The 11,958-nt window shown below is 73.2% G+C and carries 14 protein-coding genes; 1 reads left to right on the plus strand and 13 read right to left on the minus strand.

Annotation, left to right across the window (positions count from 1 at the left end; genetic code table 11):
* Window positions 1-4 precede the first annotated feature (4 nt).
* The gene (locus OIE75_RS38035; RefSeq protein ID WP_329473631.1) at window positions 5-904 is read left to right on the plus strand and encodes a diacylglycerol kinase family protein; all 900 of its coding nucleotides are present in this window, start codon (window positions 5-7) and stop codon (window positions 902-904) included.
* Here the strand turns inward: OIE75_RS38035 and OIE75_RS38040 are convergent.
* The 13 genes from OIE75_RS38040 to OIE75_RS38100 all read right to left on the minus strand — a co-directional run bounded on the left by OIE75_RS38040 (window position 901) and on the right by OIE75_RS38100 (window position 11,955).
* Window positions 901-2,796 carry a DUF2264 domain-containing protein gene (locus OIE75_RS38040; RefSeq protein ID WP_329473632.1) on the minus strand — a complete coding sequence of 632 codons (1,896 nt, stop codon included), beginning with the start codon at window positions 2,794-2,796 and terminating at the stop codon, window positions 901-903. The two genes, OIE75_RS38035 and OIE75_RS38040, sit on opposite strands and share 4 nt — an antisense overlap.
* Window positions 2,793-3,824, minus strand: a complete 1,032-nt coding sequence (locus tag OIE75_RS38045) for a hydroxyacid dehydrogenase (protein WP_329473633.1) — start codon at window positions 3,822-3,824, stop codon at window positions 2,793-2,795. The genes OIE75_RS38040 and OIE75_RS38045 overlap by 4 nt, the downstream gene beginning before the upstream one ends.
* Complete coding sequence (locus OIE75_RS38050; RefSeq protein WP_122619129.1) at window positions 3,821-4,684, minus strand: carbohydrate ABC transporter permease; 864 nt, start codon at window positions 4,682-4,684, stop codon at window positions 3,821-3,823. Before OIE75_RS38050 ends, OIE75_RS38045 begins: the two co-directional genes overlap by 4 nt.
* Window positions 4,681-5,667 carry a carbohydrate ABC transporter permease gene (locus tag OIE75_RS38055; RefSeq protein ID WP_329473634.1) on the minus strand — a complete coding sequence of 329 codons (987 nt, stop codon included), beginning with the start codon at window positions 5,665-5,667 and terminating at the stop codon, window positions 4,681-4,683. The genes OIE75_RS38050 and OIE75_RS38055 overlap by 4 nt, the downstream gene beginning before the upstream one ends.
* 24 nt (window positions 5,668-5,691) lie before the next feature.
* Window positions 5,692-7,023: an ABC transporter substrate-binding protein gene (locus OIE75_RS38060; protein WP_307016891.1), complete on the minus strand. Its 1,332-nt coding sequence runs from the start codon at window positions 7,021-7,023 to the stop codon at window positions 5,692-5,694.
* Between the two features lie 158 nt (window positions 7,024-7,181).
* On the minus strand, window positions 7,182-8,276 hold the full coding sequence (locus OIE75_RS38065) for a substrate-binding domain-containing protein (protein WP_329473635.1): 1,095 nt from the start codon (window positions 8,274-8,276) through the stop codon (window positions 7,182-7,184).
* 90 nt (window positions 8,277-8,366) lie between these two features.
* Window positions 8,367-8,660 carry a gas vesicle protein K gene (locus OIE75_RS38070; protein ID WP_122619131.1) on the minus strand — a complete coding sequence of 98 codons (294 nt, stop codon included), beginning with the start codon at window positions 8,658-8,660 and terminating at the stop codon, window positions 8,367-8,369.
* Window positions 8,657-8,905, minus strand: a complete 249-nt coding sequence (locus OIE75_RS38075) for a gas vesicle protein (RefSeq protein ID WP_125490951.1) — start codon at window positions 8,903-8,905, stop codon at window positions 8,657-8,659. The genes OIE75_RS38070 and OIE75_RS38075 overlap by 4 nt, the downstream gene beginning before the upstream one ends.
* On the minus strand, window positions 8,902-9,750 hold the full coding sequence (locus tag OIE75_RS38080; protein ID WP_329473636.1) for a GvpL/GvpF family gas vesicle protein: 849 nt from the start codon (window positions 9,748-9,750) through the stop codon (window positions 8,902-8,904). Before OIE75_RS38080 ends, OIE75_RS38075 begins: the two co-directional genes overlap by 4 nt.
* Window positions 9,747-10,127, minus strand: coding sequence for a gas vesicle protein (locus tag OIE75_RS38085; RefSeq protein ID WP_307016894.1), 381 nt, complete (start codon window positions 10,125-10,127; stop codon window positions 9,747-9,749). The genes OIE75_RS38080 and OIE75_RS38085 overlap by 4 nt, the downstream gene beginning before the upstream one ends.
* Before the next feature lie 18 nt (window positions 10,128-10,145).
* On the minus strand, window positions 10,146-11,084 hold the full coding sequence (locus OIE75_RS38090; RefSeq protein WP_329473637.1) for an SRPBCC family protein: 939 nt from the start codon (window positions 11,082-11,084) through the stop codon (window positions 10,146-10,148).
* On the minus strand, window positions 11,081-11,683 hold the full coding sequence (locus OIE75_RS38095) for a hypothetical protein (protein ID WP_329473638.1): 603 nt from the start codon (window positions 11,681-11,683) through the stop codon (window positions 11,081-11,083). The genes OIE75_RS38090 and OIE75_RS38095 overlap by 4 nt, the downstream gene beginning before the upstream one ends.
* Window positions 11,680-11,955: a gas vesicle protein GvpG gene (locus OIE75_RS38100; RefSeq protein WP_307016897.1), complete on the minus strand. Its 276-nt coding sequence runs from the start codon at window positions 11,953-11,955 to the stop codon at window positions 11,680-11,682. The genes OIE75_RS38095 and OIE75_RS38100 overlap by 4 nt, the downstream gene beginning before the upstream one ends.
* Between the last annotated feature and the right edge of the window lie 3 nt (window positions 11,956-11,958).

The raw sequence follows: 11,958 nt of genomic DNA on the forward strand, positions 1-11,958 counted from the left end.
ATCGATGCGACAGTTCACCGCCGTCGTCAACCCCACCGCGGGCGGCGCCACCTCGGCCGCCGCGCTGCTCGGGGTGGCCCGGCTGCTGCGGGAGGCGGGCGCCGGGCTGGAGGCCGAGTACAGCCACAGCCTCGCGCACGCCCGGGAACTCGCCCGGCGCGCCGGTGACCGCGGCCGGGTGGTGCTCGCCGTCGGCGGCGACGGGATGGCGGGCGGGATCGGCGGCGCGCTCAGCGGCACCGGGGCCCTGCTCGGCCTCGTCCCGGCCGGGCGCGGCAACGACTTCGCCCGCGCGCTGAAGCTGCCCACCGACCCGGCCGGGCTCGCCCGGGTACTGCTCGACGGCGAACCCCGCTCCGTCGACACCATCGAGGTCACCTCCGCCGTCCACGACCGCGCCGTCGTGCTCGGCAGCGTCTACGCCGGTGTCGACGCGCTCGCCAACCACCACGCCAACAGCGCGCGCCTGCTGCGCGGCACGGCCTCCTACTACGCGGGCGCGCTGCGCGCCGTCGCCGGCTGGCGCGCGACCCGCTACCGGGTCACGGTCGACGGCGAGGAGCACGCCTTCACCGGCTACACCGTGGTGGCCGCCAACTCCGGCTACTACGGCTTCAACCGGCTCATCGCGCCCGCTGCCGAGGTGGACGACGGTCTGCTGGAGGTGGTGATGATCCACGACGCGCCGCGGTGGCTGTTCTTCAAGCTGATGAACGAACTCGAGACGGGCGCCCACGTCCACCGCCCCCAGGTCCGCGTCCTGCGCGGCAGGGAGATCCGCATCGAGGCGGACCGGGCGATACCCTACGGCGCCGACGGAGAGGTCGAGGCCGCCGTCCCCGTCACCGCCCGGGTACTGCCCGGCGCCCTGCGCGTGCTGACGGAACCCGCGCGTACCTCCTAGTCTGCGGAGTGCGTCACCGCGACCGGACCGAACGAGACCCGGGTGCGGCCGCCGTCGTCCGCCCAGACCACGTCGACGTGGCTCTCAGCCGGCACGACCTCCGTGACGGCGTCGGCGACCGACACGTTCACCGGCTCACCGGTGAGTGCCGCCAGGCAGACGTGCAGGGAGGTCCCGCCCGCCTCGCCGGACAGCCGGGGCAGCTCGGCCCACGGCACGTACGCCGTGCCCTGCGGGGCACGCACCGTCTCGGTCCCGGCCAGCCAGCCGTGCAGTCCGTGCAGCGCGGAGACCAGGGGCTCCTCGGGACCGGTGGCCCACCCGGTGTGCGTGACCCGGGCCCCCCGCGGCGCCCCGACGACCCGGTGCACCCGCAGTTCGTACGGACCCCGGGCCACCGTCACGCTCTCCACCCGCAGCCCCGGCACCATCGGGGCGCCGCCGGTGAAGACGGGCCGGTGCCAGGACGCCGCCCAGCCCCAGCCGTCGCCCTGCCCGGCGCCGAGCGGGTGGATGCGGCGCCGGACGCTGCCCCGGCCGCCCACCTCGACCGACAGGTGGTTGTCCGCGGCGTTCTCCCCGGCCGTGGGGCCGGTCCGGGTCGAGTAGGCCTGCCGGCCGTAGTGCGGGTCGTCCTGGTCCGCCGACTCGCCCTCGTGCGGCCGGACATGGTCGCTGCCGTGGTTGTGCAGCCGGACGATCCCGTCCTCGCGCGTCGACTGCACCAGCAGCCCCGGCGGGGCGAGGGCGAGCACGCGGTCCGCCTCCTCCACCGGCGCCGGTCCCTCGGGCGCCGTCCACAGCGGGTGGCCGGCCGGGGCGAGGAGTGACACGAAGGCCTTCGACGCCCAGTACGGGGAGGCCGGTCCCGAGTACGGCTGGAGGGTCGCCTCGTGCGGGCCGAACCACCCCAGGCTCAGCAGCCCCTCGTCGCTCAGCGCCCCGCGGTCCATGAAGTACCGCAGGCTGCCGCTCACCAGCCGCCGCGAGGCACCCGGCGACAGCGGGGTGTGCCCGGTCAGCGCGCCAAGGCCCACGGCGGACGACGCCGCGAAGCGGTAGGTGAGCGAGCGGCCGTAGTGCAGCGGCGCGCCGTCGGCGCCGAACATCAGGGCGAACCCTTCCAGGTGGGCCCGCAGCCGCTCCCCGTACCGGCCGAGGGCGTCGGCGTCGCCGCCGAGGTGGGCGTCGAGCACCGGGTACAGGTGCAGCGCCCAGCCGTTGTAGTGGTCGAAGGCGCGACCGTCGCCGTCGGCGTACCAGCCCCCGCCCCGGTACCAGCCCTCCATCAGCTCCAGCGCCCGCTCCCGTGCCGCGGCCGTCTCCGCGTCGCCGCGGCCGACCGACTCCAGGAACCCGGCGACCGTGTACGGGAACAGGTACCAGTTGTTCGGCGCCGGCACGTGCCGCAGCGCGCCGCGCAGCCACTCCTCGACCCGGTCCTGGACCCCGGCGTCGAGGTTCTTCCACAGCCACGGCGCGGTCAGCCGCAGCCCGAGCGCGACCGACGCCGACTCGACCATCGGCTGGCCCTGCACGTCGTGGTCGAGGATCAGCGGCCAGGACTCGGTGTCGTCGCGGCCGGGGGTGAGGGTGCCCGAGGCGAGGCCGCGCGCGTAGCGGCCCAGCCAGTCGTGCGGGTCCGCGCCGTCGGCGCCCGCGACCCGGAAGGCGGCCGCGAGGAACGTCCGCGCGAAGCCCTCCAGGCCGTCGGAGCGCACACCGGAACGCGACGGGCGTCCCGGCAGGTCGAGCAGGGCGCCGCCCGGGGTGCTCCAGCGCCACGCGGCCCACAGCAGCCCGTCGGCGACGGCCTCCCAGTGAGCCCGGGTCCAGCCGGTGTACGGGCTCGACGCACGGTCCTCGGTGGGCAGTTCGAACGGGATGCTCATGCCAGGAACGCCAGCCTTTCGCGTCGTACGGGATGGAGGAAGCCGGCTCCGGACGCCCAGCGGGTCGTCTCGGCGAGCGCGAGGTCGGCCAGGCGGCGCCACTCGTTGCCCTCGGAGCCGGCGAGGTGCGGGGTGATCAGGGCGTGCTCGCAGTCCCACAGCGGATGGTCCGGCGGCAGCGCCTCGGGGTCGGTGACGTCCAGCACGGCCCGGATCCGGCCGGCCACGACGGCGTCGGTGAGCGCCTCCTGGTCGACGACCGCCCCGCGGGAGGTGTTGATCAGCACCGCGTCGGCCGGCATCGACTCGATCAGCGCGCGGCCGACCAGCCCGCGGGTGGTGGGCAGCAGCGGGGTGTGCACGCTGACGGTGTCGCAGCGCGCGAACAGCTCCGGCAACTCGACGCGTTCCACGCCCAGTTCGGCGGCCTCCGCGTCGCTGACGTACGGGTCGTGCAGCAGTACCCCGATGTCGTGCGGCCGCAGCAGTTCCACGACCCGGCGGCCGATCAGCGAGGCCGACAGGATGCCGACCGTGCGCCGGTAGTTGCCGACACCGCGCGAGGTGCGCAGCCAGTTGCCCCGGGTCCGGGTGGCCCGGTAGTCGCGGGCCCGCTCCAGCACCCGCTTGCCGCTGAGCAGGATCATGCCCAGGGTGTACTCCGCGACCGGCAGCGCGTTGGCCGCGGCGGCCGAGGAGACCTCGATGCCCCGCTGCCAGCACGCGTCGGTGACATGCCCGCGGACACTGCCCGCCGTGTGCACCACGGCCCGCAGCGCCGGAGCCGCCCTCAGCACGTCCGCGTCCAGCGGCGGACAGCCCCAGCCGGTGACCAGCAGGTCCACGTCGGCCAGCACCGAGCGGGCCCGCGGGGTGGACAGGTCGTCCAGCACCGGGAACGGCGCGAGTTCGCAGACCCGGCGGAACGCGCCGAGCGACTGGGGGTCGAGGACGGCCGAGGCGGCGTCCGGGGACATGGCCACGGCGGCACGGGGCCGGAAGCCGGGTCCGGGGGCGTACGGGGTCACTTGACGGCTCCGGCGGTCAGGCCGCTGCGCCAGAATCGCTGGAGCAGCACGAAGGCGAGGATGAGCGGCAGTACGGCGAGCAGTGAACCCATGATCACCACGGGGTAGTACTCCGGCGACACGGACGCCGAACTGTTCCACTGGTACAGGCCGAGACTGACGGGATACAGGTCCTGGTCGGACAGCATCACCATGGGCAGGAAGAAGTTGTTCCAGATCGCGGTCAGCTGGAAGAGGAAGACGGTGATCAGGCCCGGCCCCAGCATCCGCAGCGCCACCCGGACGTACGTGGTCAGCTCGCCCGCCCCGTCCACGCGCGCCGCCTCCAGCACCTCGTCGGGCACGTAGCCACGCGCGAAGATCCGGCCCAGGTAGACGCCGAACGGGTTGAACAGCACCGGGATGAACACCGCCCAGAAGGTGTTCACCAGGCCGGCCTCGGACGCCATCAGGTACAGCGGCAGCGCCAGGACCGTCTGCGGCACCATGACCGCCGCCAGCACCAGCCCGAACAGCTTCTCCTTGTGCCGGAAGCGGTACTTGTCGAAGGCGTAGCCGCAGGCCACGCTCACCAGCGCGCCCAGGGCCGCTCCGAGGACGGCGTACAGCAGGCTGTTGACGTACCAGCGGCCGTACAGCCCGCCGTCCATGGCGAACAGGTCGCCGAGGTTCTGCAGGAACGAGAAGTCGCTCAGGGAGAGCAGGTCGCTGCTGAACAGGGCGTCCCGCGTCTTGCTGGAGGCGAGCACCAGCCACAGCACGGGCAGCAGCGTGTAGAGGACGGAGACGGCGACCACCACGTTGACCGTGAGGCGGCCCAGCAGTCTCGGGCGGAGCAGCGAACTGTCGGTGGCGCTCATCGGGCCTCCTCGGCGTCGGCGCGGCTGGTGAAGCGGGTGACGCCGTAGGACAGGGCGATGGTGCACACCAGCAGGACGACCGAGGCGGCCGCCGCGAGACTGTAGTTGTTGCGGGTGAAGGCCGCGTCGTAGATGTACATGCTGGGCGAGAACCGGGAGTTGATCATCGGGGAGGACTGGCTGAGCAGCATCGGCTCGGTGAACAGCTGGAGCGCCCAGATCAGCGTGAAGATCGCCACCATCACGATGGAGGCTCGCACCAGTGGCGTCTTGACCTGGAGCGCGGTGCGCACCGGCCCCGCGCCGTCCACGACGGACGCCTCGATCACCTCGCGCGGGACGGCCTGGAGAGCGGCGTAGAAGACCACCATGTTGTAGCCGAGGTTGCTCCACAGCGCGATGTTCACGATGGACGGGATCACCGTGTGCACGCCCAGGAAGTCGATCGTGACGTCGCCCTTGGCGAACAGCTCGATGACCGGACTGATGCCGGGCGTGTACAGGTACAGCCAGATCAGCGCGGCGATGATGCCGGGCACCGCGTGCGGCAGGAACAGGCCGAGCTGGGCGAGGGCGCGCAGCCGGACCACGCCGGAGTCCAGCAGCAGGGCGAGGACGAGCGCGCCGACCACCATCAGCGGGATGTAGATCAGGCAGTACAGGGCGACCGTGCCGAGCCCGCCGAGGAAGGTGGGGTCGGTGAGCACGGCGGCGTAGGAGCGCAGTCCGACGAAGACCGTGCGCTCGGGGCCGAAGCCGAGTCCGGGCTGGTCGTCGCTGTAGAAGCTGAGGTAGACGGCGGTACCGACGGGGATCAGGAAGACGGTGACCAGCAGGGCGAAGAACGGCGTCATCAGGACGCCGCAGGCGGCCAGTTGGCGCCGCTTGGCGGCTCTGCGGGCGCGGATGCCGGAGGTGGAGGGCTCCGGGGCGGCGGCGCGGGTCGCGCCGGCCGGCACCCGTGAGTGGGTCGTCGTGGTCATGGGTGTCACCTGCCTTTCGTCGGCTCAGGTGCTGCGCTGGGTGGTGGACAGGCCGAGGGCCTTCAGGTCGGGCATGGTGCCCTCCTGCGCGGTGCGGAGCGATTCGACGAGGCTGCCCTGGCCGCCGCCGACGCGGGCGAACGAGTCCTGCATGACCTTCTGGGTCGCGCTCATCCGCGGCCCCCACAGCCACTGCTCGCCGATCTTCTCGGCCTCCTGCTCGAACAGGGTGTAGATGTCCTGCCCCCCGTAGTACGTGCGGTCGAAGGCGTCCCGTCCCACCGACACCAGGTCGGGTGCGGCCGGGTACTGGCTGCTGGTGCCGCTGGAGAGGCGGGCGCGCAGCGCGTCGGGGTGGGAGACCTGCCACTCGATGAACTCCATGGCGGCCTCGGGGTGCCGGCTGTCCTTGGTGACCGCGAAGGTCGACCCGCCGTGCGTGCCGGCGGACGGGCTGCCGGGGTCCCACTGCGGCAGCGGCGCGATCCGCCACTGGCCCTTCTGCCCGGGCCGCGCGTTCATCTGCGCGCCGGCGTCCCACGCGCCGCTGAGCCGGGTGAGGACCAGCCCGTTGCCGATCTGCGCGTCGGACTGCCGGCTCTCGACCGCGTTCATGAAGACGTGGTCGCGGTCGATGAGCCGCTGCCAGTAGTCCGCGACCCGCCGGGACGTCGCGTCGGCGAGGGACACGTTCCAGGCGCCCTTGGAGGTGTCGAACCACTGGGCGCCCGCCTGCCAGGCGTAGCAGGCGAACTGCGTCATGCCGTCGGTCGGGAAGAGCACCAGCCGCCGGTCCGGTGCCTTGCGGCGCACGGTCGCGGCCTGCTCGGCGAACTCGTCCCAGGTGCGCGCGACGTCGAGGCCGTAGCGGTCGAACAGGTCGGCGCGGTAGTGCATGACCATGGGTTCGACGTCCAGCGGCACGGCGAACACGCGGTCCTCGAACGTGGTCAGTCCGAGCGCCTGCGGCAGCAGCTTGCGGCGCAGGCGCTCGCTCACCAGGTCGGTGATGTCGCGTGCGACTCCGTCGATGGCGTACCCCGGGACCTGCGGATACTCGATGGTGGCGACGTCGGGCGCGTTGCCCGCCCGGGCGGCGTTGCTGAGCTTGGCGTAACCGCCCTGCCCGCCGGAGGGGATCTGCTGGAAGTCGACCTGGATGGTGCGGTGTGTGCGGTTGAAGGCGTCGACCACCTCCTGGCTGCCGCGCAGGGCGGACCAGAAGGTGACGCGCGTGGTGGTTCCGGTGCGGGCCGACGATGCCCCGTTCCCCCCGCTGCAGGCGCTCACGGCTCCTGTCAGGGGTACGGCGGCCATCGCGGCGAGCACGGACCGACGGCTCTGTCGTCCGGGCATGGCGCCTCCCGCGGCTCCTGCGTGTCCGCGGGGGTGCGGCCACGACTGTTCGGGACACGGGAATCCTGAACGCCCCGACCGAAACGGTCAAGAGATCGATCAGAAGAAAATGAAACGATCAAACGCTCACTCGGGCGGCTGCGCGGTCGGCAGCTCGGTCAGCTGCTCGGAAAGGTATTCGTCGATCCGCGCACCATCAGCCGCGGCAGCAGCTCGACGCGCCGGCCCGGCCGGGTCCCGGGCGGCTCGGACAGCCGCTGGAGCAACAGTTCCGCCGCCATGCGTCCGACCTCGGCCTTCGGCGGCGCCACGGCCGTCAGCGGCGGCGAACCCAGCCCGGCCACCACGTCGTCGTACGCCACGACCGAGCAGTCCTCCGGCACCCGCACCCCCTCCTCCGCCAGCCGCTGGACGATCATCAGCGCGTCCACGTCGCCGTGCAGCACCATGGCGGTCGCCCCCAGCTTGCGCGTCAGCGCGGGCGGCTCGGCCGTCTCGTCCGCCGTGTACGGCCCGTCCACCCCGGCCTCCGGCGAGACGAGGGTCCACGCCCACCGTTCCACCAGGGGGTGCGCCCCGGCGATCTCGGTGAACGCGGCGCGCAGCGACCGGGCGGTCGGACTGTCGTGCCGCGTGGCGAACACGATGCGCCGGTGACCGAGGCCCACCAGGTGCTCCACCGCCAGGTGCGCGCCGTACCAGTGGTCCGAGCACACCGAGTCCAGGGCGTGCAGCGCGCTGCCCCGCCACGGGCGGCGCTCCATCAGCACCGTCGGCACCCCGGTACCGGCGAGCCACTCGTGGTCGGCGGCCTCCTCGGCCCGGCCGCGCCAGCGCGGGGCGATCAGCAGCCCCTGCGCGCCGTCCGCCAGCGCCCGCTCCACCAGGGGCCGTTCGGCGCCGGAGGCCTGCGGCGCGAGGTGCAGGGCGATGCGCAGCCCCGACTCCTCCAGGACCGTGCGCGCGCCGTGCAGGGTCTCGGTGAGGTAGGAGTGCCGCACCGGAACCACCACCGCCACCCGGTCCCCGGCCGCCCCGCCGGGCTCCGCGGGCACCTCCCGGTCCGGCAGCGTGGACCGGACGACCCCGTGCCCGCGCGCCAGCCGGCCCTCACGCGTCAGCTCCTCCACGTCCCGGCGCACGGTGACCACCGAGACCTGCAACTCGTCGGCGAGGTCCCGCACCCGCGCGGTACCGCGCGCCTGCACCGCCGCCAGGATCCGCTGGCGCCTGAGATCGACCGGCTCCCGCATCAGGTCTCCCCACCCGTGAATGTTCGTTTGAGCGATTCTTCGCCATCATAGCGATCGCTCGTGCGGGGTGCCCGCGCGTTCCCGGGGGCCCTAGGGTTCGGGATCAGCGAGGAGGGGACCCAGCGGGCCCAGGTCGAGGTTCAGGTCGGCACGGCTCAGGCCGTGCTGGGCGCACAGGTCGTCCATCCGTTCGTCGAGCAGCATGAGCGCCGTGCCGAGCCGGTCCTCCTGCGCCGCGCTGAGGGTGCCCTCGTCGAAGCGGCGCACGGCCTGGCGCTCCATGAGCTGGCGCAGCAGCTCGACGACCGTGAGCACCAGGGCGGCCAGGTCGTTCGTGACCCGCTCGGGGTCCAGGTCGAGGGAGTGCTCCCGGCGCCCGGTCACAGCGGACCGCTGTCCGGCCACGGAGCGGGCACCCGCTCGCTCACCGACGCCAGCAGCGCGTGCAGGGAGATCCGCACCAGCGGCACGTCCGCGATGGCCAGGACCAGGTCGCCACTGACCACGACCCCGGTCGCCAGCACCCGGTCCAGCAGGTCGACGAGGGGCACCCCGACCGGCGCGTACTGTTCCGGGCCGCCCCAGGGTACGGGTGCCGGCCCCGGCGTACGGGTGTCCGCGACCGTCATGCGGAGACCTCCTGGCCGGGGTGGGCGTACGGTGCCTCGTCTTCCTCGTCCCAGCGCGCGAAGGAGTACGGGATCCACGGTCCCGACGCGTCGGCCCGTACGGCAGGATGCCGCCCCTCGGCGGTGAGCCCGGCCAGAGCGCGGGTGAAGGCGGCGCGGTCGGCGTCCTCCACCAGGTAGGCGGCGTTGAGGAGTTGCGGGGTGCGGCGGCCCGTCAGCCGCTCGCTCTGCGGCCGGTGCCGGGTCGCGGCGACGGCGTACCGCCGCAGCTCCGCGTCGACGGCCTCCGCCTCGGCCCGCGCCCTCCCGTGCGCCTGCTGCCGGACGCGCCGCTGTGAGCTGGCCCGGCTCAGGTAGGCACGGCCACCGGAGCCGGTGCCGGGGTCGGCGGGGGCCATGGGGAGATGGTCCGGCGTTCCCTCGGCGGCGTGCACCTTCACCGCCCACTCGGTGCGGTTCCGGAGACGGTCGAGCAGCGCCTCCAGCACCGGCCGCCGGTCGGAGACGGCCCGTACCGCCGACCGGTCGCCGCGGTACAGCGTCGCCATCGGCAGGGGTACGACCGCACCCCGCCCCGCCGCTGCCTCGACGGCCCGGTGGTGGGCGCGGGCGCAGCGTTCCAGGTCGGTGGGCCGGTTGAGGCGTTCCGCCAGGGCCTCCTCGTCGAACAAGGCCGCGGGGACGTCCTGGACGACCAGGCACAGACCGCCGCCCGCGTCGAGCACGCGCAGCGGACCGCCCTCCTCGTGACCGGTCGTCGAGGCGAGCGCGGCGGGGTCCGGCGGGGTACCGGTGACGGCGAAGGCACAGACGATGCCGGGTGCCACTCCCGCGTCCGCGCTCACCGGGCGGCTCCCGACGTCTCCTCGACCGCGGCCGCCACGCCGTCCTCCTCGTCGTGCTCCGGGGCATCGTCCAGGGCGTCGAGCCGGGCCCGCAGGCGCGCGTTCTCCTCGACGAGAGCGTCCCGCGCGGCCCGGGACGACAGGGCCGGGTCGGTCTCCCACCAGTCGATGCCCGCCTTCTTCGCGGTGTCCACCGAGGCGATGAACAGCCGCAGCCGGATGGTGAGCAGCTCGATGTCGAGGAGGTCGATCTTGATGTCGCCGGCGATGACGATGCCCTTGTCGAGGACCCGTTCGAGGAGGTCGGCGAGGCTCCCGGTGGCGGGCGGGCAGGCCAGGGGGTCCGGGTCCGCGTACCGGTGGTCGAGGTCGGTCACCGGACGCTCCTCGCCCCGTCAGCGGCGTCGGCGGGCACGGTCGTCTTCCTCGTCCTCGTCCTCGTCCTCGTCCTCTTCATCCTCATCGTCTTCGTACTCGCCGTCCTCGTCCTCGTCCTCGTAGTCACCGTCCTCGGCCTCGTCTTCGTCTTCCTCGTCGTCCTCTTCCTCGTCGTCCGCGTACTCGTCCTCCTCGTCGCCGTTCTCCTCCTCCAGGGCCTCCTCGTGGGTCCGGACGACCTCGCCGTCACGGATCTCGCCGCGCCAGCCCTCGACCTCCTCCTCGTCCACCAGCGTCACGTGCCGCGCGAAGTGCTTCAGGTCCAGCCGCAGCCGGCGTCCCTGGGCGCGCCAGAGGTTGCCGGTCTTCTCGAAGAAGCCCGACGGGTAGTACTCGCAGACCACGACCACCCGGGTCAGCCGGGGCGCCAGCTCGTGGAAGGTGACCACGCCGCGCGTGCTGCCCTTGGCGCCCTCGGAGGTCCACACGATCCGCTCGTCGGGGACCTGTTCCTGAACGGTCGCCTTCCAGCTCCGGCTGGACGGGCCGACCTTGAGGTTCCAGTTGCTGGTCACCTCGTCCTCGGCGCTGACGCTGCGGACGCCCTTGGTGAAGTCGCTGAACTCCTGGAGCTGGGTCCACTGGTCGTAGACGACGCGCAGGGGGACGCCGATGTCGACGACCTCCATGATGTGCGTCGCCTTGATACTGCCGGCGCCGCTCTTGCCACCGCCCCCGCGCTTGGAGCCGCCGTCACCGCCGCCGTTGTCTCCGCCGTTGCCGTTGCCGTTGCCGTTGCCGTTTGCGGAGGCGGTGAGGCGATCGGTGAGGCCGCCGATCCGTTCCCCCGCCTTGCCGACGAGGCTGTGCCCCCGGGCGGAGAGGTACCCGCCGAGAGCGTCCTTGAGGCCCCCGAGAGGGGACGGCGTGTCCTTGTCCTGCCGGTCGGGGGTCATCCGCGTCCCCCTCCCCGCCTGCGTGAAGCGGAGGTCTTCTTCGCGGGAGCCGCCTTCTTCGCGGGCGCTGCCTTCTTCGCCGGGCTCTTCGCGGTCTTCTTCGCGGCCTTCTTGGCCGTCTTCTTCGCGGGAGGCGCGGCCTTGCGCGGCGGAGCCTTCCTCGCCGTACGCCGACGCGGCGCGGGTTCGGGCTCGCGGTCCTCCTCCTGGTCCTCCTCGTCGAAGTAGGCGTCCTCGTCCTCCGTGTCCTCGTCCGGGCCCTCCTCGTCCCCGTCGTCCCTCCGGCCCTCGCCGGTGAGCGCGTCGGTACGGTCGCGGAGGGAGTCCGCGAGACCGATGAGCCGTCGGTTCGCCGCGGCGCCGGCGGCCGCGCGCCCGGCGGTCAGCAGTTCCCCGCGCAGCTGCTCGGTGAGTTCGCGGATCTGCGGCGCCTGCTGGAGCCCGCCCAGTCCCTGGGACAGCAGGTCGCCCGGCGACAGGCCGATGCGCCGTCCCGCGAGGTAGGAGCCGACGGCGAAGGCGAGCTTGGCCTTCTTCGTGCGCCCCAGGAGGTATCCGCCTGCCATGGCTGCCGCCAGGGCCGTCTTGCTGTCGCTCATACGTGCCTTCTCTGCGCTCGGTCCATGGTGGTCGTACGGCCGCTCGGACGGGCCCGTTCGAGGCGGGCGAGCAGCCGCTCCTCCTCCCGTTCGAAGGCCGCCTCGTCGATGGCGCCCTCGTCCAGGGCCCGGTTCAGCGCGGCCAGCCTGGCCTGCACGGCGCGCGGGTCGTGGACCTGGCGCCGGGCCTCCTCGAGCAGGTGGTCGGCGATCCACGCCGTGCCGCGCACCGGCGCGAGGGGCAGCAGGAGGAGCCCGCTCACGATGCCCACGCC

The organism is Streptomyces sp. NBC_01723 (assembly GCF_036246005.1).
Taxonomy (GTDB): Bacteria; Actinomycetota; Actinomycetes; order Streptomycetales; family Streptomycetaceae; genus Streptomyces.

Coding starts and splice junctions, on each gene's coding strand:
- OIE75_RS38035 (WP_329473631.1), top strand. CDS start 5: ATGCGACAGTTCACCGCCGTCGTCAACCCCACCGCGGGCGGCGCCACC.
- OIE75_RS38040 (WP_329473632.1), bottom strand. CDS start 2,796: ATGAGCATCCCGTTCGAACTGCCCACCGAGGACCGTGCGTCGAGCCCG.
- OIE75_RS38050 (WP_122619129.1), bottom strand. CDS start 4,684: ATGAGCGCCACCGACAGTTCGCTGCTCCGCCCGAGACTGCTGGGCCGC.
- OIE75_RS38055 (WP_329473634.1), bottom strand. CDS start 5,667: ATGACCACGACGACCCACTCACGGGTGCCGGCCGGCGCGACCCGCGCC.
- OIE75_RS38060 (WP_307016891.1), bottom strand. CDS start 7,023: ATGCCCGGACGACAGAGCCGTCGGTCCGTGCTCGCCGCGATGGCCGCC.
- OIE75_RS38065 (WP_329473635.1), bottom strand. CDS start 8,276: ATGCGGGAGCCGGTCGATCTCAGGCGCCAGCGGATCCTGGCGGCGGTG.
- OIE75_RS38075 (WP_125490951.1), bottom strand. CDS start 8,905: ATGACGGTCGCGGACACCCGTACGCCGGGGCCGGCACCCGTACCCTGG.
- OIE75_RS38090 (WP_329473637.1), bottom strand. CDS start 11,084: ATGACCCCCGACCGGCAGGACAAGGACACGCCGTCCCCTCTCGGGGGC.
- OIE75_RS38095 (WP_329473638.1), bottom strand. CDS start 11,683: ATGAGCGACAGCAAGACGGCCCTGGCGGCAGCCATGGCAGGCGGATAC.